Annotated in this window: 17 protein-coding genes and 1 pseudogene; 14 read left to right on the forward strand and 4 right to left on the reverse strand. The window is 62.0% G+C overall.

The window, feature by feature from the left end:
- Nucleotides 1-469 precede the first annotated feature (469 nt).
- From puuE to ACWNZ3_RS01920, 11 genes are all read left to right on the forward strand, one after another.
- On the forward strand, nucleotides 470-1885 hold the full coding sequence (gene puuE, locus ACWNZ3_RS01870; RefSeq protein WP_496900992.1) for an allantoinase PuuE: 1416 nt from the start codon (nucleotides 470-472) through the stop codon (nucleotides 1883-1885).
- A complete protein-coding gene (locus tag ACWNZ3_RS01875) occupies nucleotides 1882-2691 on the forward strand; it encodes a bifunctional allantoicase/(S)-ureidoglycine aminohydrolase (RefSeq protein ID WP_274573247.1) in 810 nt (269 codons plus the stop codon). The genes puuE and ACWNZ3_RS01875 overlap by 4 nt, the downstream gene beginning before the upstream one ends.
- Nucleotides 2688-3191, forward strand: a complete 504-nt coding sequence (locus ACWNZ3_RS01880) for an ureidoglycolate lyase (RefSeq protein WP_496900993.1) — start codon at nucleotides 2688-2690, stop codon at nucleotides 3189-3191. The genes ACWNZ3_RS01875 and ACWNZ3_RS01880 overlap by 4 nt, the downstream gene beginning before the upstream one ends.
- A gap of 46 nt (nucleotides 3192-3237) precedes the next feature.
- Entirely contained in the window at nucleotides 3238-4671 is a 1434-nt protein-coding gene (locus tag ACWNZ3_RS01885; protein ID WP_496900994.1) for a uracil-xanthine permease family protein, read from the forward strand.
- A 102-nt stretch (nucleotides 4672-4773) separates the two neighbouring features.
- Nucleotides 4774-6000: a urate hydroxylase PuuD gene (locus ACWNZ3_RS01890; RefSeq protein ID WP_496900995.1), complete on the forward strand. Its 1227-nt coding sequence runs from the start codon at nucleotides 4774-4776 to the stop codon at nucleotides 5998-6000.
- Between the two features lie 52 nt (nucleotides 6001-6052).
- Nucleotides 6053-7897 carry a DNA mismatch repair endonuclease MutL gene (gene mutL, locus ACWNZ3_RS01895; protein WP_496900996.1) on the forward strand — a complete coding sequence of 615 codons (1845 nt, stop codon included), beginning with the start codon at nucleotides 6053-6055 and terminating at the stop codon, nucleotides 7895-7897.
- Complete coding sequence (locus ACWNZ3_RS01900; protein ID WP_496900997.1) at nucleotides 7894-9129, forward strand: DNA recombination protein RmuC; 1236 nt, start codon at nucleotides 7894-7896, stop codon at nucleotides 9127-9129. The genes mutL and ACWNZ3_RS01900 overlap by 4 nt, the downstream gene beginning before the upstream one ends.
- Before the next feature lie 480 nt (nucleotides 9130-9609).
- Nucleotides 9610-10929, forward strand: a complete 1320-nt coding sequence (locus ACWNZ3_RS01905) for an NAD(P)/FAD-dependent oxidoreductase (RefSeq protein ID WP_496900998.1) — start codon at nucleotides 9610-9612, stop codon at nucleotides 10927-10929.
- A complete protein-coding gene (locus ACWNZ3_RS01910; protein ID WP_496900999.1) occupies nucleotides 10926-11684 on the forward strand; it encodes a DUF1365 domain-containing protein in 759 nt (252 codons plus the stop codon). The genes ACWNZ3_RS01905 and ACWNZ3_RS01910 overlap by 4 nt, the downstream gene beginning before the upstream one ends.
- Nucleotides 11684-12931: an MFS transporter gene (locus ACWNZ3_RS01915; RefSeq protein WP_496901000.1), complete on the forward strand. Its 1248-nt coding sequence runs from the start codon at nucleotides 11684-11686 to the stop codon at nucleotides 12929-12931. Before ACWNZ3_RS01910 ends, ACWNZ3_RS01915 begins: the two co-directional genes overlap by 1 nt.
- Nucleotides 12919-13143 (forward strand): hypothetical protein, encoded by a 225-nt coding sequence (locus ACWNZ3_RS01920; protein WP_496901001.1) that lies wholly within the window; start codon nucleotides 12919-12921, stop codon nucleotides 13141-13143. Before ACWNZ3_RS01915 ends, ACWNZ3_RS01920 begins: the two co-directional genes overlap by 13 nt.
- On the opposite strand, the gene ACWNZ3_RS01925 is transcribed toward ACWNZ3_RS01920, so the two are convergent.
- Both ACWNZ3_RS01925 and ACWNZ3_RS01930 read right to left on the reverse strand, forming a co-directional pair.
- Entirely contained in the window at nucleotides 13137-14228 is a 1092-nt protein-coding gene (locus tag ACWNZ3_RS01925) for a GSCFA domain-containing protein (RefSeq protein ID WP_496901002.1), read from the reverse strand. The two genes, ACWNZ3_RS01920 and ACWNZ3_RS01925, sit on opposite strands and share 7 nt — an antisense overlap.
- A 721-nt stretch (nucleotides 14229-14949) precedes the next feature.
- Nucleotides 14950-15597 (reverse strand): annotated as a pseudogene (locus ACWNZ3_RS01930) (transposase); the annotation flags it as partial.
- 290 nt (nucleotides 15598-15887) lie between these two features.
- Here ACWNZ3_RS01930 and ACWNZ3_RS01935 point away from each other — a divergent pair.
- The gene (locus tag ACWNZ3_RS01935; RefSeq protein WP_496901003.1) at nucleotides 15888-16451 is read left to right on the forward strand and encodes a DUF3833 family protein; all 564 of its coding nucleotides are present in this window, start codon (nucleotides 15888-15890) and stop codon (nucleotides 16449-16451) included.
- Nucleotides 16448-17179: an SDR family NAD(P)-dependent oxidoreductase gene (locus tag ACWNZ3_RS01940; protein ID WP_274573238.1), complete on the forward strand. Its 732-nt coding sequence runs from the start codon at nucleotides 16448-16450 to the stop codon at nucleotides 17177-17179. Before ACWNZ3_RS01935 ends, ACWNZ3_RS01940 begins: the two co-directional genes overlap by 4 nt.
- Nucleotides 17180-17212: 33 nt before the next feature.
- Here ACWNZ3_RS01940 and ACWNZ3_RS01945 read toward each other — a convergent pair whose 3' ends face one another.
- Nucleotides 17213-17833 carry a glutathione S-transferase family protein gene (locus ACWNZ3_RS01945; RefSeq protein ID WP_274573237.1) on the reverse strand — a complete coding sequence of 207 codons (621 nt, stop codon included), beginning with the start codon at nucleotides 17831-17833 and terminating at the stop codon, nucleotides 17213-17215.
- A 13-nt stretch (nucleotides 17834-17846) separates the two neighbouring features.
- Nucleotides 17847-18500 (reverse strand): histidine phosphatase family protein, encoded by a 654-nt coding sequence (locus ACWNZ3_RS01950; RefSeq protein ID WP_274573236.1) that lies wholly within the window; start codon nucleotides 18498-18500, stop codon nucleotides 17847-17849.
- 203 nt (nucleotides 18501-18703) lie between these two features.
- On the opposite strand from ACWNZ3_RS01950, the gene fdhF reads away from it, so the two are divergent.
- A complete protein-coding gene (gene fdhF / locus ACWNZ3_RS01955; RefSeq protein ID WP_496901004.1) occupies nucleotides 18704-21472 on the forward strand; it encodes a formate dehydrogenase subunit alpha in 2769 nt (922 codons plus the stop codon).
- Nucleotides 21473-21575 lie beyond the last annotated feature (103 nt).

Raw genomic sequence — 21575 nt, forward strand, 5'->3', positions numbered from 1 at the left:
CACGGCAGGATAGAGCGGCGGTACGCCGCGTCAATGCGCGGCCGAGCCGCCCGTTCCGGCCCGGATCTGCGGCGAATCCCGGGTGATTCGGGTTTTCTGGGCAAAGTGATTCGTTTTTCTTTGACCTGCGAATCATCCTTTGCCTATATAGGGCGTGAGAGGCAAAAACTGCACGCAAAGCGTGTATTCTTGAAGCTTTCGGAACGCCGTCTGGGGGACGCCACATTGTTTTTTGGGAATTCTGCGCTGTCGGATTCGACCCGCAAAAGCAAATGTACCCCGGCAGTCATTCAGGTTGGCCCGCGCCTAATAATCCCAGACTAACGCATAAACACAGGCTGCAGCAGTCAATCTGGCATCGGGCTGCATCCAAAGCGGATGTAGCCCGATTGCTTTTCCCCGGTACAACAGAAATTGCGCGCCTGTCGGTATTTGTGCAGGGTGGGGAACACAGCTTCAGGACGTTACCATGAACCGCTATCCGCGCGACTTTCAGGGCCATGGCCCCAGACCGGCCGATGCCAGGTGGCCCCAGGGCGCACGCATCGCCGTGCAATTCGTCGTGAATTACGAAGAGGGCGGCGAGAATTGCCTGTTGCATGGCGATGCCTCGTCAGAGGCCTTCCTGTCCGAGATCGTGGGCGCGCAGCCCTGGACCGGACAGCGCCACTGGAACATGGAAAGCATCTATGACTACGGCGCCAGGGCCGGGTTCTGGCGGCTGCACCGGCTGTTCACCGGCGCGGGCATACCGGTCACGGTCTATGGGGTTGCCAGCGCGCTGGCCCGGGCGCCGGGACAGGTCGAGGCGATGAAGGAGGCGGGCTGGGAAATCGCCAGCCACGGGCTGAAATGGATCGACTACAAGGATCATACCGTCACCGCGGAACAGGCCGATATGGACGAGGCGATCCGCCTGCATACCGAGGTTGTGGGCAGCGCACCGCGCGGCTGGTACTGCGGACGCACGTCGATCAATACCGTGGCACTGGCGGCGCGCAGCGGCGCTTTCGACTACATCTCGGACACCTATGACGATGACCTGCCCTATTGGATGCAGGTCGGCGACCGCGATCAGTTGATCATTCCCTATACGCTGGATTGCAACGACATGCGCTTTGCCACGCCGCAGGGGTTCAATTCGGGTGACCAGTTCTATGCCTATCTGCGCGACACGTTTGACGCGCTTTATGCCGAAGGGGCGGAAGGTGCCGCCAAGATGATGAGCGTGGGTCTGCATTGCCGGCTGGTCGGGCGGCCCGGACGCATCCAGGCGCTGAAACGCTTTGTCGATTATATCAAGGGGTTCGAGGGCGTCTGGACCCCGCGCCGCATCGACATCGCGGCGCATTGGCACGCGGTGCATCCGCCAGAGCCGCGCGGGCCCCGGCCCAGCCAGATGGACCGTGACAGCTTTGTCGCGGCCTATGGCGGGGTTTTCGAACATTCGCCCTGGATCGCGGAGCGCGCCTTTCAGCTGGAGCTGGGTCTGGCCCATGACACGGCGGCGGGCCTGCACAATGCGCTGGCGCGCATGTTCCGGTCGGCCAGCGCGAAGGAGCGTCTGGGGGTGCTGACGGCGCACCCCGATCTCGCGGGGAAACTGGCCGCGGCCAGGCGGCTGACAGCGGAAAGCACGGCAGAACAGGCCAGCGCCGGGCTGGATGCCCTGACCGATGCGGAACGCGCGCGGTTCGAAGCGTTGAATGCGGATTACGTGAGCAAACACGGCTTTCCCTTCATCATAGCGGTCAAGGATCATGACAAGGCAGGTATCCTGCGCGCTTTCGAGGCGCGGATCGCCAATGACACGCAGACCGAGTTCGCAACCGCCTGCGCACAGGTCGAGCGCATCGCACGGCTGCGTCTGGAGGACATGTTTTGAGTTACGCTTTCCCTCCCGGCGGGCTGCCGGACCAATCGGTCAACCCCGAAGGTGCCGCCGTTTTCACGCCTGCCTATGCGGTGCTGCCCGCGATCACCCAGCGCGATATCGTCACCAGCTATCTGCCGGGCTGGCGCGACATGCGGATGTGGGTGCTGGCGCGGCCCCTGTCGGGCTTTGCCGAGACGTTTTCGCAATATGCCGTGGAACTGCTGCCCGGCGGCGGTTCTGACACGCCGGAGGAGGAGGCGGAGGCGCAATCGGTGATCTTTGTCGCGCGCGGCGGGCTGACGCTGAACATCGACGGCCAGCGGCATGAGATGGGCGAAGGCGGCTATGCCTATATCCCCCCCGATACGGTCTGGACGATCTGGAACGATACCGATGCGGTGGCCCAGTTTCACTGGATCAGGAAGCGCTATCAGCAGGCCGAGGGCATCGAGATGCCGCAGGCCTTTGTCACCTCGGACAAGGAGGTGGCGCCGGTCGTCATGCCCGATTGCGAGGGGGTCTGGGCCACAACGCGTTTTGCCGATCCGGCGGACCTGCGTCATGACATGCACGTCAACATCGTCACCTTCCAGCCCGGGGGGCGCATCCCCTTTGCCGAAACCCACGTGATGGAACATGGCTTGTATGTGCTGGAAGGCACGGCGGAATACCTGCTGAACCGCGATTGGGTCAGTGTCGGACCGGGCGATTTCATGTGGCTGCGCGCCTTTTGCCCGCAGGCCTGTATCGCCACCGGCGAAGGGCCGTTCCGCTATCTGCTCTACAAGGATGTGAACCGGCACATGCCGCTATGAGCGCCCCGCGCGAGATTGTCGCGCAGGCGCTGACAGCTGCCGCCTTCGCGCCTTTCGGAGATCTGCTGGATTGCGCGGACGCGCCGGACCGGTTGATCAACGCGGGGCTCTGCGGGCGCTACCACGACCGTGCCAGGCTGGATTTCGGGCCGGAGGGGCGCGCGGGGCTGAGCATTTTCAACGCGGTGCCGCGTGAACTGCCCTATCTGCTGGACCTTCTGGAGCGGCATCCGGAGGGGTCGCAGGCCTTTCTGCCGATGACCTCGAACCCTTTCCTTGTGATCGTAGCACCGGATCTGGGCGACCGTCCGGGCGTGCCGCAAGCCTTTCTCACCGCGCCGCATCAGGGGATCAACCTGCACCGGGGAACATGGCACGGTGTGCTTACGCCTTTGGCGGGGCCGGGCATATTTGCCGTTGTCGACCGGATCGGGGGTACGCCGAACCTTGACGAATACACTTTGGACCGGCCCTATATGATCAGGGCACAGCCCGCGTAACGGATCGTCCCGTCAGAGGGCGACCTCTCCAACAAGGGACAACAGCATGACATCCACTTCCATCGGGACGCCGGAGCAACTGCGCGATCCTAATTATACCCCTGCTTTGACGCGGGCGATTCCGCTGGGCATCCAGCATGTGCTGGCGATGTTCGTCAGCAATGTAACGCCCGCCATCATCATCGCCGGTGCGGCGGGTTTCGGCTTTGGCTCCAACTCGCCCGATTTTCCGGAACTGCTGTACCTGATCCAGATGTCGATGCTGTTTGCCGGGGTGGCGACGCTGCTGCAGACCATCACCATCGGCCCGGTCGGTGCGGCGCTGCCGATCGTGCAGGGCACGTCCTTTGCCTTTATCCCGATCATGATCCCGCTGGTTGCGGGCAAGGGGGTCGACGGGCTGGCCGCCCTGTTCGGCGGCATTGTCGTGGGCGGGTTGTTTCATGCCTGTCTGGGGTTGTTCATCGGCAAGATACGCTTTGCCCTGCCGCCGCTGGTGACGGGGCTGGTGGTCACCATGATCGGCCTCGCGCTGGTGCAGGTCGGCATCCAGTATGCCGCCGGCGGGGTGCCTGCCATCGGCACGCCGGAATATGGCAGTCTGCTGAACTGGTCGGCGGCGCTGGTGGTGATCCTGGTCACCCTGGGGCTGAAGTTCTTTACCCGGGGGATGCTGTCGATCTCTGCCGTGCTGATCGGGCTGATCGTGGGGTATTTCTATGCCGTGGCGGTCGGCATGCTGTCGTTTGGCGGCGACCGGGGCGTGATCGCAAGCTGGAACAACGCCGCCTGGATCGCCCTGCCGGACCCGTTCCGCTATGGCTTTGAGCTGTCGGCGGCGGCGATCATCGGCTTCTGCATGATGGCCTTCATCTCGGCCATCGAAACCGTGGGCGACGTGTCCGGGATCACCAAGGGCGGCGCGGGCCGCGAGGCCACGGATACCGAGATCGCGGGTGCGACCTATGCCGATGGTCTGGGCACGGCCATTGCAGGCGTCTTTGGCGGGTTGCCCAATACCTCGTTCAGCCAGAACGTCGGCCTGATCGCCATGACCGGTGTGATGAGCCGCCATGTGGTCACCTGCGGTGCGGTCTTCCTGATCATCTGCGGGCTGGTGCCCAAGGTGGGCGGATTGATCCGCACCGTGCCGATCGAAGTGCTGGGCGGCGGTGTGATCGTGATGTTCGGCATGGTGGTCGCGGCGGGCATGTCGATGCTGTCCGATGTGGACTGGAACCGCCGCAACATGGTGATCTTTGCCATCTCGATCTCTGTCGGGCTGGGCCTGCAGCTGGAGCCGGGTGCGGTGCAGCACCTGCCCGACACCATGCGCATCCTGATGACCAGCGGGCTGCTGCCTGCGGCGCTGATCGCGATCATCCTCAACCTGGCCCTGCCGGAGGAACTGGCCGGGGAATCGACCGAAGAAGTGTCAGGCGGCCTTCAGGGCCATTCAAAGGGCAGCCTGCCGCATTAGCAAAGGGGGAGGGGCAAGGCGCTGAGCGGCCCCTCCTCTTTTTGGCTCTAAATATCCAGGCGCAACCGCACCGCAATAACCCAGGTTTCCGAAAGAGCACCCATGTACGACCTTGCCACCATGTCCTCCTGGATCGAATTCGCGGTTCGCTGGACCCATGTGATTGTCGGGATTGCCTGGATCGGGTCCTCGTTCTACTTCATCGCGCTGGACCTCGGGCTGCACCGCGACCGCGACCTTGCCTCCGGTGCCGATGGCGAGGAATGGCAGGTGCATGGCGGCGGGTTCTACCACATCCAGAAATACCTGGTCGCGCCGGACAGGATGCCGGGCGACCTGGTGTGGTTCAAATGGGAAAGCTATTCCACATGGCTCAGCGGTTTTGCCCTGCTGGTGCTGGTCTATTATCTGGGTGCCGAGTTCTATCTCATTGATCCGGCGGTGATGGCGCTGTCCACCTTTCAGGCCATTGCCATATCGCTGGCCTCGCTGGCCTTTGGCTGGCTCGTCTATGACCGGATCTGCAAAAGCCGCTTTGGCGATGACAACACGCGGCTGATGATCCTGCTCTACGTGATCCTGGTCGGGATGGCCTATTTCTATACTTCCGTCTTTTCGGGCCGTGCGGCACTGCTGCATCTGGGCGCGTTCACCGCCACGATCATGTCGGCCAATGTGTTCTTCATCATCATGCCCAACCAGCGCATCGTGGTGGCCGATCTGCAGGCGGGGCGCACGCCGGACGCCAAATACGGCAAGATTGCCAAGCAGCGCAGCACCCACAACAATTACCTGACCCTGCCGGTCATCTTCCTGATGCTGTCGAACCATTATCCGCTGGCCTTCGCGTCGGATATGAACTGGCTGATCGCGTCGCTTGTGTTTCTCATGGGGGTGACGATCCGCCATTACTTCAACAGCGTACATGCCCGCAAAGGCGACCCGACCTGGACCTGGCTGGCCACCGCGCTGTTTTTCATCCTGATCATGTGGCTGTCCACCGAACCGATGTTCCGCACCGAAGAACCGGCAGAGGCGACAGGCCCTGCCGCCCTGCGCTTTGCCCGGGCCGAAGGCTTCGACCGGGTGCAGGACATCGTCACGGGCCGCTGTTCCATGTGCCATGCGGCGGAACCGTCGTGGGAGGGGCTGCACTGGCCGCCCAAGGGGGTGCGGCTGGAGACGGAACATCAGATCGCCATGGCGGCGAAACAGATCTATTTGCAGGCCGGGCTGACCCATGCGATGCCGCCTGCGAACCTGAGCTATATGCAGGCGGCGGAGCGGGCAGAGATCGTGGCCTGGTACAAGGCCGCAACGACCCGCTGACAGCCGGTTTCCCACTGGCAGAATCGCGTGATCGCATGCTAGGTCTAGCGATATGTCCCTGGCTCACCCCAATATAGCCGATAATCCCCCGGTCATCCGTCAGCTTGACGATGCCGCGATCAACCGGATCGCCGCCGGTGAGGTCGTCGAGCGGCCCGCTTCGGCGGTCAAGGAACTGGTGGAAAACGCCATCGACGCGGGCGCGCGGCGGATCACGGTGGAATATGCCGATGGCGGCAAGACCCTGATCCGGGTGACGGACGACGGCTGCGGCATCGCGCCGGGTGATCTGGCACTGGCGCTGTCGCGCCATGCGACCTCCAAGATCGACGGCTCGGATCTGCTGAACATCCACACCTTCGGCTTCAGGGGCGAGGCGCTGCCGTCGCTGGGTGCGGTGGGCAGGCTGTGCATCACCAGCCGCGCGGCGGGTCATGACGGGGCCGAGATCACGGTGGCCGGTGGCAGGCAGGGCGATATAAGGCCAGCGGCGCTGAACGGCGGGACGGTTGTCACCCTGCGCGACCTGTTCCATGCCACCCCGGCGCGGCTGAAGTTCCTGCGCACCGACCGGGCGGAGGCGCAGGCGATCGGCGACGTGATCAAGCGGCTGGCCATGGCCGAACCCTTTGTCCGTTTCACCCTGCGCGATGTTTCGGGTGACGGGCCGGGCCGCGAGGTGTTCCGCGCCGATGCCGAACAGGGCGAGATGTTCGAGGCCCTGCATGGCCGTCTGGCGCAGGTGCTGGGCCGGGAATTTGCCGACAACTCCCTGCCCATCGACGCGCAGCGCGAGGGGTTGCACCTGACCGGATTTGCCGCGCTGCCGACCTATTCGCGGGGCTCTGCCGTGGCGCAATATCTGTTCGTCAATGGCCGCCCGGTGCGGGACAAGCTGTTGGTCGGGGCGCTGCGCGGGGCCTATTTCGACTTTCTCAGCCGTGACCGGCATCCGGCGGCGGCGCTGTTCATCGACTGCGAACCGACATTGGTGGACGTCAATGTGCATCCCGCGAAATCCGAGGTGCGGTTTCGCGATCCGGGGCTGGCGCGCGGTCTGATCGTCTCGGCCCTGCGCCATGCGCTGGCCGAGGCGGGGCACCGCGCCTCCACCACCGTTGCGGGGGCGACCCTTGGCGCGATGCGGCCCGAACCCACCGGCGCGCGGGTCTATCAGATGGACCGGCCCAGCCTTGGCGCAAGGGGGGCGGCCCATCAGGCCCAGGCCCCTGCCGGCTTTGCCGAAACCGCAGGCATGTGGGGACGGGTGGAGACACCAGCCGAGCCCGTGACCGAAACCGCCGCGCCGGTGCCCGACTACCCGCTCGGCACAGCGCGTGGGCAGGTGCATGAGAACTACATCATCGCGCAAACCGCCACCGGCATGGTGATCGTGGACCAGCATGCCGCGCATGAGCGGCTGGTCTATGAAAAGCTCAAACGCCAGATGGCAGAAAACGGTGTGGCGGCGCAGGCGCTGCTGATCCCGGAGATTGTCGAGCTGTCGGCAGGCGATTGCGCACGCTTGCTGGAGGTGTCGGACGACCTCGCGCGGTTTGGTCTGGGGATCGAGGCATTCGGCGGCAATGCCGTCGCGGTGCGCGAGACGCCCGCGATCCTGGGCACGGTCAACGCCCGCGCGATGCTGCTGGATATTCTGGATGAACTGGCCGACCAGAGCGACAGCAACATCCTGCAGGCCCGGATCGAGGCGATACTAAGCCGCATCGCCTGTCACGGGTCGATCCGTTCGGGCCGCTGGATGCGGGCGGAAGAGATGAACGCCCTGCTGCGCGAGATGGAGGCGACGCCCCATTCCGGCCAGTGCAACCACGGGCGGCCGACCTATGTGGAACTCAAGCTGGCCGATATCGAACGGCTGTTCGGACGCACATGATCGAGATTGGCGGCACAATCTACCAGTGGAATGACCCGCTTGTGCTGGCTGTTCTTGGGGCGGCGGCGCTGGTCCTGCTGATCCTGATCCTGCTGATCGCGGCGGTGCGCGCGGCGGGCCGGACGGCGCGCCTGGCAGCACCCCTGTCGCAGCAGATGCAGGTGCTGGGCGGTCATGTGCAACAACTTGGCGCGGGGCAGGAGCAGCTGCGCGGCGGTTTGCAGATGGTCTCGGACACCCAGGCCAATGCGCAGAGCCAGCTGATTCAATCGGTGGAGGCGCGGCTGAACACCGTGCAGTTGCAGATGCAGGAGCGGCTGGCAGAGAACGCCGCGCGGTCGCAGCGGTCGCTGACCGAAATGCAGGAGCGGATGAACCAGACCCTGCATGGATCGGCCAAGCAGACCACCACCAGCCTGACGCAATTGCAGGAACGGCTGGCCGCCATCGACAAGGCGCAGGACAATATCACCAAGCTGTCGGGCGATGTGCTGTCCCTGCAGGACATCCTGAGCAACAAGCAGACACGCGGTGCTTTTGGGGAAATCCAGCTGCGCGACATCGTGTCCAAGCAGCTGCCCTCGGACAGCTACAGCCTTCAGCACACGCTGCCCAACGGCAAGCGGGCGGATTGCCTGATCCATCTGCCCAACCCGCCCGGTCCCATCGTGATCGACAGCAAGTTCCCGCTGGAGGCCTATGAGGCGCTGCGCAACGCGAAAACCGACTGGGATCTGAAGAATGCCGTGGCGGCGATGAAGGTCGCGGTGAAGAAACACATCCGCGATATTTCCGAGAAATACATCGTCGAAGGCGAAACGGCGGACGGCGCGCTGATGTTCCTGCCGTCCGAGGCGGTCTATGCCGAGTTGCATGCCAATTTCCCCGAACTGATCCGCGAAGGTTTTGCCGCGCGGGTCTGGATCGTGTCGCCGACCACCTGCATGGCCACGCTGAACACCATGCGCGCCATTCTCAAGGATGCGCGGATGCGCGAACAGGCCGGCGCCATCCGCAAGGAGCTGGGTGCGCTGCATGGCGATGTCGAGCGGCTGGTGACACGGGTCGGCAACCTTGACCGTCATTTCGGACAGGCGCGCAAGGATGTGGACGAGATCATGATCAGCTCGGAAAAGGCGTCCAAACGTGCAGGCCGCCTGCATAATTTCGACTTTGAGGAACTGGCCAAGGACGACGCCCCCGGCGTTGTGGTTCCGCTCGACAAGAGCTGAACCGGCCCGATCACAAACCCGTCAGAAACTTGAAGCCGCGCCAACCGGCCTAGGCTCTGGACCCATTAATTCTATATGCTCAGTTTGACAGATTTTTTCGTAGACTAGGAAAATCTGCGCAAGAATAGTGGTTCTATTTCAAGCAGATGTGACGCAGGCTGCGGGAAAATCCGTCAAACCCGAAGGGCGGTGATTTCACTTCATTTCAACGTCTTGGGTCGCTTGCAAATAGAACCACTATTGGCTGCACGCCCCAAACCATTGAAATTTCGTGAAGTCGCCGCTGAGCATGTAGAATTAGTGGGTCCACAGCCTAGTTCTCTTATCGTGGCGTTTTCAAAGTCATTTCAAAAAATCGCCGTGACCTCCGGGCGGGCTTGGCGCGCGCGCCGAACTTTTTTGCAACTCTTGGGCATCCAGCCTCGTACTTACTGCACGAATCCTACACTACCGTAACAACTGACAGGAAATCATCACCTTATGCCATTTGAAGCTGTAGCAATGGAGCCGGCGCGCGGCGGATCGCCCCGGCGCAGGATTGCCGTCATCGGCGCTGGTATCTCGGGCATGGGGGCGGCACATAGGCTGGCTGACAGCCACCACGTGACCCTGTTCGAAAGCGCGGCGCGGCTGGGCGGGCATGCCCGCACGGTGATCGCCGGCAAGAACGGGGATCAGCCGGTCGATACCGGGTTTATCGTGTTCAACTATGCCAATTACCCCAATCTCGCGGCGCTTTTCGATGAACTGGACGTGCCGGTCGTGAAATCGAACATGAGCTTTGGCGCCTCCATCGACGGCGGGCGGATCGAATATGCGCTGACCAGCCTGAACGCTGTCTTTGCGCAGCGGCGCAATGCCCTGAACCCGCGTTTCATCGCCATGCTGCGGGACATTTTCAGGTTCAACAAACATGCTACCCGCGTGGCCAGCGACCAGTCGCTGACCATCAGCGAATTCCTGTCGGTGCTGGGCACGGGGCGCTATTTCAAGGACTACTACCTGTCGCCGCTGTCTGGCGCGATCTGGTCGACGCCGACGGAAAAGATCATGGATTTCCCGGCCTATGCGATGGTCGATTTCTTTCGCAACCATGCGCTGCTGGGCTATTCCGGCCAGCACCAGTGGTACACGGTCCAGGGCGGCTCTTTGAGCTATGTCCGCCGGCTGGAGGCCGCGATGCGCGCCAGGCGTGTGGACATCCGGCTGAACGCGGCGGTGCAGGCCGTGCGCCGGTTGGAGCCAGGGGTGCAGATCAAGACCTGGGGCGGCGACTGGGAGACTTTCGATGAGGTGATATTTGCCACCCATTCGGACGATACGCTGGCGATGCTGGCAGATCCCGACCAAGCGGAGCAGGCCAGCCTTGGCGCGATCCGGTATCAGCCCAACGACATCACCCTGCATGCCGATGCCCGGATGATGCCCAGCCGGCGGGCCACCTGGGCCTCCTGGGTCTATACCGAAGACAGCAATACCACATCGGAGCGGATTGACCTGACCTATTGGATGAATTCGCTGCAGCCGATCCCGATGGAGGATCCGCATTTTGTCACCCTGAACACCAGGCGCAGGATCCGTGATGAACTGATCTATGATCAGGTGACCCTGCGCCATCCGGTCTATGATCTGGCAGCGCTTGCGGCGCAGAAAAGGATCGCCACCACCAACGGCAACCGCAACACATGGTTCTGCGGTGCCTGGATGCGCAATGGTTTCCACGAGGACGGGCTGGCAAGCGCATTGGAGGTGGCTGACCGGATCGAAAGGGGCGCCGCCCTGCCCATCGCCGCTGAATGAGGGGATCGGTCGATCATATCGTCGGGCAGACCTTTCACGGGCGCAAGGGGGCGACAAGGAACGCCTTTCGCTACGCCATCGACTACGTCTTGTGCGACGCGGAAACCGCACCGGAGACACCGGGGCTGTTTTGCCGAAACGGGGCGGGGCTGACCTCGCTTCTCGACCGTGACCATGGCGGCGCGCCGCATCGGGGCCGTGGCGCTGAGTGGGTGCGCGACGTGCTGGCGGCGCATCGGATCGGCGGCGTGCGGACCATCGAGATTCTGGCCCAGCCCCGGGTCCTCGGCTTTGTCTTCAACCCGGTCAGTTTCTGGCTGTGCCGGGATGATGCGGGCGCGCTGATCACGGTGATTGCAGAGGTGACGAATACCTATGGCGACCGGCATTGCTATCTGTGCCGGAACGAGGACCTTCGCCCGATCACGGCGGAGGACCATCTGACATCGACCAAGATTTTCCATGTCTCGCCGTTCCAGCCGGTGGAAGGCACCTATACCTTCCGCTTTGACATCCGGGCGGACCGGATCGGCATCTGGATCGATTACACAGCCGGAAACGGCGGGCTGATCGCGACGCTGACAGGCAGGCGCAAACCGCTGACCAATGCGGGTATCCTGCGCGCGATCCTGCGGCGTCCGTTCGGGGCGCGGCGGGTTTTGGCGCTGATCCACTGGCAGGCGGTCAAGCTGTGGTGGAAAGGCGCGACATTTCGTGCACGCCCCCTGCCGCCCGAGAAGGAAGTCAGCCGCTGATGCCGGTCCGGGCGCGGCGGCTTCCGTCTTATGCGCTTTTTGCGGCGCTGCTGTCGGCGGCCGGGCTACCCGTCTATATCCATGCGCCGAAATTCTACGTTGACGAATATGGTGTCTCGCTTGCGGCGCTGGGGGCCGTGCTGTTCGGGTTACGCCTGCTGGACGTGGTGCAGGACCCGCTGCTGGGACGTCTGTCGGAAAGGATGCGCAGGCATCGCGGCACGGCAGTGGCCATCGGGGCCTTCGTGATGGCCGCCGCCATGCTGGGGCTGTTTGCCGTGCCGCCACCGGTCCTGCCCATCACCTGGTTCGGGATCATGCTGACGCTGGTGTTTTCCGGTTTCAGCTTTCTGACAATCTGCTTTTACGCCCAGGGTGTGTCCAAGGCGGACAGCCTGCCGGGGCGCGGTCATCTGGCCCTTGCGCGCTGGCGCGAGACCGGGGCGCTGCTGGGCGTCTGTGTCGCCTCTGTCGCGCCGGTGGGGCTGGGCGTGGTCATGGGGACGCCCTTTGCGGGTTACGCGACAGGTTTTGCAGTGCTGGCACTGGCCAGCGTGCTCGCCATGAGCGGCGAGTGGCGCGATGCCGGTCTGCCACCTTCGACCGGGTTTGCCACCATCCTGCGCGACCCGGTGGCGCGGCAGCTGCTGCTGATCGCGCTGTTCAACGCAGCGCCGGTGGCGGTAACCTCGACCCTGTTCCTGTTCTATGTGGAAATCGCGCTGGAGGCGGCGGGCTGGGAAGGGCCGCTGTTGCTGTTGTTCTTCCTGTCCGCTGCCGGCGCGGCGCCGTGCTGGGGGCTGCTCGCCGAAAGGTTCGGCGGCAGGCGGGTTTTGCTGGCGGCAATGGCGCTGGGGATCGTGGCCTTCGGCGGCGCGCTGTTTCTCGGGCCCGGCGATGTGGCCGTCTTTGCGGTGATCTGTATCGCCTCGGGCGCGGTGTTGGGCGCGGACCTGACCCTGCTGCCCGCGATGTTCGCAACACGCATGGCCAGGGTCTCGCCTTCTGCTGCCGAGGGGTTCGGGCTGTGGTCCTTTGTTTCAAAGTTCACATTGGCATTTGCCGCGATTGCCCTACTTCCATTGCTTGAGGGGGCCGGGTTGCGCACGGGTGACGCGCCCAGCCCCCCGCAGGCCACGCGGCTGCTGATCATTTTTTACGCCGGCGTGCCCTGTGCGCTGAAACTGATTGCGATCGGCCTGTTGAGCCGAATGAATGCGATTGAGGACATTTCATGGAAGCAATGATTTTCCTGTTGATTGGTGTGGCCCTGACGAGCATCGCGGTGCTGCTGCGCAGGCGGTTTGCCGAGTTTCCCGGTCAGCATCCCGAAGACTACAGCGAAGGGTTCCCCGCCTTCGACATGCAGCACCACCTGAACGGCGAGATGATCTGCGAAGGTGTGATCTTTGGCCCGCTGGGGCGCGTGACCAGTTCCAAGACGTCTAAAATCTATTGATTGTCGATTGCGGCCTCGTCGCAAAGAACTTCAACGAGTTCTTCCATTTCGCGCATGTGCCTCTTTTCACGAGATTCTTCGGACGAGTCGGTGTCGATTGGAGGAACAGCATCAGCCAGTTCTTCGTGAAAGAAGTGCTGTGCGAACAATCCCATTACGTGGTTCACGCCGACTTCAAGTACCTCGCGCGCGTCTTCGGCATAATATCGTCCGCGAACATGCGGAGCAGTAATCACCTCATAAGAAGGGAAGTAGCAACAGTTGTTCATGCTGCGGGTCACACGTTCGGCTGCTATGCGCAGCACGGCCTTTGACCAAGTGGTTGACGACCAAACATGGCGGTCTTCGTAAGTTGCATTGAGAGGCACTGGCGAAACAGTGATAATAAAGCGTGCCCTGGGATTCTTTTCACGAATGAAAGTCAAAGCGGCTGATAAATCGTCGGCCGTTTCGCTTTCATCGAAGTTATAGAAAGCCACGTCTTCTGGCGAATACCGGCCACCGGCGACGCCAGGTGCCAGTGGAAAGACGGCACCATCCCGGGTATCTATCCAGCTTTCAGTCAAACCGAGGGTAAAGACAAATACATCCAGATTCTCAATTGCGTCCCGTACTGCGGCGAGATGCTGATCGCGATCCACAATCAATTCCGCTTCATTAGGGAAATTGCCAGGTTGAATCTGCGGCCGAAAGGGATCGACAACACCCTCTCCGCGAGGCGCTGGCCAAGCAACTGCCTTTGGGTTGAATGCGCCATAGGCTCGAAGCAAGAGCTGCAAAAGCTGCCGCGCGGTGTAAAGATTACCGTAGCGTGCGGAGAAAAGGCCGTAGTTATGCTTTTTGGCGATATTGTCGGGCACAATAGGGTGGGCCGGTTCAGCAATATAATGGTTGAATCCGCGATCGCTGAGATAGCGGGCGACGTGTTGAGCAAAGCAACTTCCCGCAGTCACGATTTTATCACTGCGGGCAATGCTGAAGGGGACGTCATTTACTGGATCAACGGCTTCACCGTGGGTTCCTGAAGGAGCGCGTTTCCAGAACTGCCTTTCCGGGAGGCCGACATACGGGTGTTTCGCTGCCATTCTAATTGCTCCCTAATGCGCGAATTTGATCAACAACCAACCCGCCGTAATAGCGATTTGCATGAGTGGGGTCGCCGCCCGAGTATCGTGATGCCAAAAGCCCGCTTTCAGCGATGGCTTCGGTCGGTGGTGGCAGAAATTCCATTCCAAATTTCTTAGCCAGGTCCTCGTAATATCGCGCCTGAACCTTGTAAGCAGCTAGCCTGAGAGACAACGGTGATCGTCCTAGATGCAACTTCTCTTTGAGAACTTCTGGAAAGTACACGACTTTTTCAAAGTCTTCGATCGGTGGTGGTGGGCATATTATCGCCATGCGGGTGTCTGGAAATCGCTTCACGATGCCCTCGGTCATCGGAGTGATGCCAGACAGCTTTTTGAGAAGAACATCCTCGAACACTGCGCTCGGAATGGCGACCCGCATTTTGTCATCCTGCACATTCCCGCCCACATCGTAGGGGCTAGGATGCTCGAAGAGAGAAAAGACATTATGCTCGTTACCTCGAATTGATAAACACAGCATGTCTGGGTTCACAACCGGCCACTCGAATTCGGGTTCGTGAAACGGAGTCGTCTTTTCATTCCATACGATGAACTGAGGGTCCGGATTGTGGTTGAGCCAGCTGTTGATCGCTCCCGTATGGCTATTGCCAACTATGACATATTTCGGTTCGCTGTGCGGCACCGCCTGAGTTGGTGTCATACTTGTTGTCCTTACTTCGCGCTTGCAGCATAAGGTTGTGACCAGATTGATGCAAGCTGCAACCGAATTAACCGACATTCCCCAAGTAGAACGCTGATTGTAGAAGCGGATAATCCGGTCAGGGTCCATCGGCAGGTTGGCCACGACGAAGTCGAGGCGCGGGGGCAACTCGCCGGGGTGCCTCTCGACCTTGGCAATAACGCGCCGAGGCCTGCGCCACGACAATGCCTGATACTCGAAATCGACTTGGAGGCACCGCATGCGGTTGGACAGGCGTCCCACCGGACGATTGAGCAGTTGCTTGATTCTGCTTTGCTGAGTGCGATTCGCACGCAGCCTTGGCGTCGACAGCCCGCCCCCCATCGATTCGCTACACTACAGGAACAATTCCCAGATAGTCCGCGTCATTCACATCCTTGTGTTTGGCCAACCGACCAAAAACAGACTGGGGCAGCAAGCCTACCAGGAAATGCAGACGCTTGTGACATGTCCGCGTGTCGCGCAAAACACTGCTCGCAATGTCGTGCAGGCCGAGAAGCACACCAAGTTCAGGAATAGCAACAGACCGCCGCCCGAACGGATTTTCGAGCTACGAAACGCAAGGCTCACCCGACGGTCAACACCGAACCAAACTGATCCCGTATCGTCTGCACCCTCAAGCTGATCCATCAAGTCACGCGCCCCACCGCATTAACGTGCTGAAAAATATCACACTACTATTCGATAAGGGCTCTGAAAATTTCAGGCTACATGGGGAATGCGGGTTCAAATTTTACATTGGCATTTGCCGCGATTGCCCTACTTCCATTGCTTGAGGGGGCCGGGTTGCGCACGGGTGACGCGCCCAGCCCCCCGCAGGCCACGCGGCTGCTGATCATTTTTTACGCCGGCGTGCCCTGTGCGCTGAAACTGATTGCGATCGGCCTGTTGAGCCGAATGAATGCGATTGAGGACATTTCATGGAAGCAATGATTTTCCTGTTGATTGGTGTGGCCCTGACGAGCATCGCGGTGCTGCTGCGCAGGCGGTTTGCCGAGTTTCCCGGTCAGCATCCCGAAGACTACAGCGAAGGGTTCCCCGCCTTCGACATGCAGCACCACCTGAACGGCGAGATGATCTGCGAAGGTGTGATCTTTGGCCCGCTGGGACGCGTGACCAGTTCTTTCGTGGCGGATTTCGACATCCGGTGGGAGGGCGAGACTGCCGTGATGACAGAGCGATTCCGATACAACGATGGCAGTTTTCAGGACCGGACATGGTATATCGCCCTGCAGGACAACGGTGCATTTACCGCCACGGCCGAGGATGTGCCGGGGCATGGCGCGGGCAGCGTGACCGGGTCTGCGGCGTTGATCCGCTATGACATCATCCTGCCCCCCGAAAGCGGTGGACACCGGCTGCGCACGGTCGACTGGATGTATCTGACACCCGACGGAACCATCGTGAACCGCAGCCAGTTCCGCAAATACGGGATCAAGGTGGCAGAGCTGATCGCCACCATCCGGCCAAAGGAGAGACGATGACGGGGTTTCAGTCGAAACGATACTGGCTAGTGGGTGCGAGCGGCGGGCTGGGTGCCGCTTTGGCGCAAAAGCTGAGCCGCGCAGGGGCCGAGGTGATCGTTTCCGCCCGGTCCGAAGGCAAGCTCGCTGCGCTGGTTGCTGAATTGCCCGGCAAGGCCAGTTTCCAGACTGTCGATGTCACGGACGCAGAGAGCGTGAAGGCGGCGGCAGAGGCCGTGGGGCAGATTGACGGCATCGTCTATCTGGCCGGTGTCTATTGGCCCTTTGGTGCGCGGGACTGGAACGCGGAGCAGGCAACCGCCATGGCAGATGTGAATTTCACCGGGCTGATGCGTGTCATGGGGCAGGTGGTGCCGGGGATGGTGGACCGCGATTCCGGACATATCGTCATCACCTCCAGTCTCACGGGGTTTCGCGGATTGCCCGGCTCCATCGGCTATACCGCGTCCAAGGCTGCCACCATGTCGCTGGCCGAATGCATGTATGCCGACCTGCGCAAGACCGGTGTCCGGGTGCAGGTGGTCAACCCCGGTTTCATCAGGACCCAGCTGACCGAAAAGAACAATTTCCGGATGCCCTTCATCATGACGCCTGAAGAGGCCGCGCAGCAGGTGATCGAACATATGGGCACGGACAGGTTCAAGAAGAGCTTTCCATGGCTTTTCTCGACCCTGTTCCGCATCAGCCAGTTCCTGCCCGACTGGCTGTATTTCCGCATTTTCTCCTAGTGCAGCGCGGCGCAGTTCAGGTGTGCCTTGCTGTCAGAGCATCCCCTTGGCGCGTATGGTCCTGACGCTTTCGCGGCTTTCCATCCGGGCCAGAAAGGCCTCGATCCGGGGGAAGTCGGCGACCGTGACGCCATCACCCGCCAGCCAGTTGCAAACGATGAAAAGATAGGGGTCGGCGATGGTCAGCGCATCCCCGCAGACATAATCGCCGCGCAGGCATTCTGCTTCGACATAGGCGGCGCAGGCGGCCATGGTCTGCGGCACCTTTGCCTTCATGTCGTCAAAGCTGGATTGGGCATCGGCCCAGCGACTGCCCCGCATCTTGTGGGCATGGGCCACATGCATGGTTGAGGCAAGGTAATACATGACACCGCGCATATGGGCCGCTGATTGCGCATCCGCGGGCAGGAGCCCCGCCTGCGGTGCAAGGGCGGCAATATAGTCCAGCAAGGCGCCGGTTTCGGTCATCACCGTGCCGTCATCGCCGATCAGCGCCGGCACCCGGCCCTTGGGGTTGATCGCCAGGTAAGGTTCCCTGGTCTGTTCCGCATTGGCGAAATCGACCTTGACGCCTTCATAGGCGAGCGCGGCTTCTTCCAAGCCGATGGCCACTGCGATGGAAATCGTGCCGGGAGCGTAAAAGAGTTTCAGCATGAAATGCGTCCTTTCAGATATGGGTTTGGGCACTGCGGCGGTCTGGCCTGTCCAGATGCGGCACCGCGTTGAACAGCACCGGCGACCAATGCCCGCCGATGGGAAAGAGCCGGTGCATGGAGGTATGCATGATCGCCAGCGCGATGCGCGCCATCGCCGGGATGCCAAGGCCCATGGCCTGGGCCATCACCATGGAAATCAGCCCGCCCGAGGTCACCACCAGCGCGGGCCCGTGACCGGAAGCGATCTCTTGCAGGGCATCTTCGATCCGGGTGTGGAAACTGTCCCAGGTTTCCGGCGCCTCTTCGATCATGCCGTCCTGCCAGTGCTGGAACACGGTGGGCAGATGCGAGGTAAAGGCCCCCTGTTCGGTCGGAAAGGCGATGCCGTGCTGCGCCTCAAGCAGCGAGGCAAGCGTGAAATACTCCAGCTCGTTCAGGCGGGGGTCGCGGATGGGTTCCAGCCCGGTGCCCATGCCTTCGGCGGTCTCGATGTGCCGGGTAAGCGTGCCGGTGTAGAGCCGCGTGTGATGGGTTTCGGTCTGGCGCAGGTGATCGCCCAGCCAGGCGGCCTGTTCATGACCAAGCGGGCTGAGCTTGTCATAGCTCAGCTCGTCCTTGGCACCGGAATTTGCCTGACCGTGACGGATAAGGGTGATGTGGGACATGGGACACCTGCCTGTTTCTGCCTTGATAGGCGAGCAGCGCGCCACTGGAAAGCGCGGTATCGGTATTTGGCCGCGTGATGGGGAAACCATGACGCCTGTCGGAAACACCGGGTGGCGCAAAACCGGGGGGGTGTGTCGGGATTGGGACTCCTGACCTGCACCGGATTTCGTTATAGGTTGGGGGCGCATGCGAGGAGACGGCAATGGCTGAGAAGATCACATTCACACTCGACGGCAAAACCGTGGAGGCCGAGGCGGGCTTGACGATCTGGGAAGTCGCCAACGGGCGCGGCCTGAAGATCCCGCATCTGTGCCACAAGCCCGCCCCCGGCTACCGCCCCGATGGCAACTGCCGCGCCTGCATGGTCGAGATCGAGGGCGAGCGCGTGCTGGCGGCAAGCTGCATCCGCGAACCTGCAGAGGGCATGGTCGTGACCACCAACAACGCGCGTGCGGAAAATGCGCGCAGGATGGTGGTGGAGCTGCTGATGGCCGATCAGCCCGGACATGACGTCAGCCACGACAAGTCCAGCCACCTGTGGGACATGGCCGCGATGAACGGGGTCGAAGCCAGCCGCTTTCCCAAGCTGGAAGAAGGCCGCATCCCGCTGCTGGACGACAGCCATGTGGCGATGAGCGTGAACCTGGATGCCTGCATTCAATGCGGGCTTTGCGTGCGCGCCTGCCGCGAAGTGCAGGTGAACGACGTGATCGGGATGTCGGGCCGCGGCCATGATGCCTATCCGACCTTCGACATGGCCGATCCGATGGGCGCCTCCACCTGCGTGGCCTGCGGCGAATGTGTGCAGGCCTGCCCCACCGGCGCGCTGATGCCCGCCACGGTGGTGGATGCCGATCAGGTGGGTGATTCCGCGGACTTCGATTCCGAGGTGGACAGCATCTGCCCCTTCTGCGGCGTGGGCTGCCAGATCTCGCTCAAGGTCAAGGATGGCAAGGTCAAATACGTCGAGGGCATCAACGGCCCCGCGAACGAAGGGCGGCTCTGCGTCAAGGGCCGGTTCGGATTTGACTATATCCACCACGGTCACCGCCTGACCAAGCCGCTGATCCGCCGCGAGGACGCGCCGCCCAAGGGGCTGAACGTCGATCCCGGCAACTGGTCACAATTCTTTCGCGAAGCCAGCTGGGACGAGGCGCTGGATTTTGCCGCCAAGGGTCTGAAGGACATCGGCGGCCGGGGTGTGGCCGGCTTTGGCTCGGCCAAATGCACCAATGAAGAGGCCTATCTGTTCCAGAAGCTGATCCGTCAGGGCTTTGGCCACAACAATGTCGATCACTGCACCCGGCTTTGCCATGCCTCCAGCGTGGCGGCCCTGATGGAGAACGTCGGTTCCGGCGCGGTGACCGCAACCTTCAACGAGATCGAGAATGCGGATGTGGCGATTGCCATCGGCTGCAACCCGATCGAGAACCACCCCGTTGCCGCGACCTATTTCAAGCAGTTCACCAAGCGCGGTGGCAAGCTGATCGTGATGGACCCGCGCGGCCAGGCGCTGAAACGGTTCTCCAGCCATATGCTGCAGTTCCGGCCCGGCACCGATGTGTCGATGCTGAATGCGATCATGCATGTGATCGTGGAGGAAGGGCTTTACGACCAGCAGTATATCGAAGCCTACACCGAGAACTGGGAGGCGGAGAAAGAGCACCTGAAGGATTTCACCCCGGAGAAGATGGCACCGATCTGTGGCATCGACGCCGAGATCCTGCGCGATGTGGCACGGACCTTTGCCGGGGCGAAGGCGGCGATGATTTTCTGGGGCATGGGTGTCAGCCAGCATATCCACGGCACCGACAACTCGCGCTGCCTGATTTCACTGGCGCTGATGACCGGGCAGGTCGGGCGGCCCGGCGCGGGCCTGCACCCCTTGCGGGGGCAGAACAACGTGCAGGGTGCGTCGGATGCGGGGCTGATCCCGATGTTCCTGCCGGACTACCAGTCGGTCATGGATGACGGCGTGCGTTCCGCCTTTACCGAGGTCTGGAAATCCGGGGATTTCTCGGCCGAGAAGGGGCTGACCGTGACCGAGATCATGGATGCGGTGCATGACGGCGATATCCGGGGCATGTATGTGCTGGGCGAAAACCCGGCGATGTCCGACCCGGATGTGGAACATGCGCGCGATGCGCTGGCCAAGCTGGAACATCTGGTGGTGCAGGACATCTTCATCACCGAGACGGCGAATTATGCCGATGTGATCCTGCCCGCCAGCGCCTTTGCGGAGAAATCGGGGACCGTGACCAATACCAACCGGCAGGTGCAGATGGGCCGGGCGGCGGTGGCCCCTCCGGGCGAGGCGCGCGAGGATTGGTGGATCGAGGTGGAACTGGCCAGACGGCTGGGACTGGGCTGGTCCTATGACAGCCCGGCGGATGTCTTTGCCGAGATGAAGCTGAACATGCGGTCGCTGAACAACATCACCTGGGACCGGCTGAGCCGCGAGAATGCGGTGACCTATCCGTCGCTGAGCGAGACCGATCCGGGGCAGGCCATCGTCTTTGCCGATGGGTTCCCGCGCCCCGATGGCCGCGCGCGATTCACGCCTGCCAGCATCATCGCGCCTGACGATGTGCCGGATGCGGATTATCCGATGATCCTGACCACGGGGCGTCAGCTGGAGCATTGGCACACCGGGTCGATGACCCGCCGCGCCACCGTGCTGGATGGGCTGGAGCCGGAGGCGAATTGCTCGCTGCACCCCAGCACGCTGCGCAAGCTGGGGGTCGCCCCGGGCGAGCACGTGCGCCTGAGCACCAAGCGTGGCAGCATCGAGATCATGGCCCGCGAGGACCGGGCGGTGTCTCCCGACATGGTGTTCCTGCCCTTTGCCTATGTCGAGGCGGCAGCAAACATCCTGACCAACCCGGCGGTGGACCCCTATGGCAAGATCCCGGAGTTCAAGTTCTCTGCCGTGAAGGTCGAGGCGGTGACGGGCGCTGTCGCGGCGCAGTGAACCTGCCGCAGTGTTGATCGGCTGGTGCGCGCCCTTGCGGGCGCGCATGCGATTTTATTCTTGCTGATGAGGGGCGCTGCCCCTCAAACTCCCCGGGAATATT

Source organism: Sulfitobacter sp. IGS-18 (genome assembly GCF_059628195.1).

Bases quoted from the DNA above. Each gene is read 5' to 3' on its own strand.
- ACWNZ3_RS01890 (WP_496900995.1), top strand. From the start codon at position 4,774: ATGTACGACCTTGCCACCATGTCCTCCTGGATCGAATTCGCGGTTCGC.
- ACWNZ3_RS01935 (WP_496901003.1), top strand. From the start codon at position 15,888: ATGGAAGCAATGATTTTCCTGTTGATTGGTGTGGCCCTGACGAGCATC.
- mutL (WP_496900996.1), top strand. From the start codon at position 6,053: ATGTCCCTGGCTCACCCCAATATAGCCGATAATCCCCCGGTCATCCGT.
- ACWNZ3_RS01880 (WP_496900993.1), top strand. From the start codon at position 2,688: ATGAGCGCCCCGCGCGAGATTGTCGCGCAGGCGCTGACAGCTGCCGCC.
- ACWNZ3_RS01940 (WP_274573238.1), top strand. From the start codon at position 16,448: ATGACGGGGTTTCAGTCGAAACGATACTGGCTAGTGGGTGCGAGCGGC.
- ACWNZ3_RS01885 (WP_496900994.1), top strand. From the start codon at position 3,238: ATGACATCCACTTCCATCGGGACGCCGGAGCAACTGCGCGATCCTAAT.
- ACWNZ3_RS01900 (WP_496900997.1), top strand. From the start codon at position 7,894: ATGATCGAGATTGGCGGCACAATCTACCAGTGGAATGACCCGCTTGTG.
- ACWNZ3_RS01910 (WP_496900999.1), top strand. From the start codon at position 10,926: ATGAGGGGATCGGTCGATCATATCGTCGGGCAGACCTTTCACGGGCGC.
- puuE (WP_496900992.1), top strand. From the start codon at position 470: ATGAACCGCTATCCGCGCGACTTTCAGGGCCATGGCCCCAGACCGGCC.
- ACWNZ3_RS01920 (WP_496901001.1), top strand. From the start codon at position 12,919: ATGGAAGCAATGATTTTCCTGTTGATTGGTGTGGCCCTGACGAGCATC.
- ACWNZ3_RS01905 (WP_496900998.1), top strand. From the start codon at position 9,610: ATGCCATTTGAAGCTGTAGCAATGGAGCCGGCGCGCGGCGGATCGCCC.
- ACWNZ3_RS01915 (WP_496901000.1), top strand. From the start codon at position 11,684: ATGCCGGTCCGGGCGCGGCGGCTTCCGTCTTATGCGCTTTTTGCGGCG.
- fdhF (WP_496901004.1), top strand. From the start codon at position 18,704: ATGGCTGAGAAGATCACATTCACACTCGACGGCAAAACCGTGGAGGCC.
- ACWNZ3_RS01950 (WP_274573236.1), bottom strand. From the start codon at position 18,500: ATGTCCCACATCACCCTTATCCGTCACGGTCAGGCAAATTCCGGTGCC.
- ACWNZ3_RS01945 (WP_274573237.1), bottom strand. From the start codon at position 17,833: ATGCTGAAACTCTTTTACGCTCCCGGCACGATTTCCATCGCAGTGGCC.
- ACWNZ3_RS01925 (WP_496901002.1), bottom strand. From the start codon at position 14,228: ATGGCAGCGAAACACCCGTATGTCGGCCTCCCGGAAAGGCAGTTCTGG.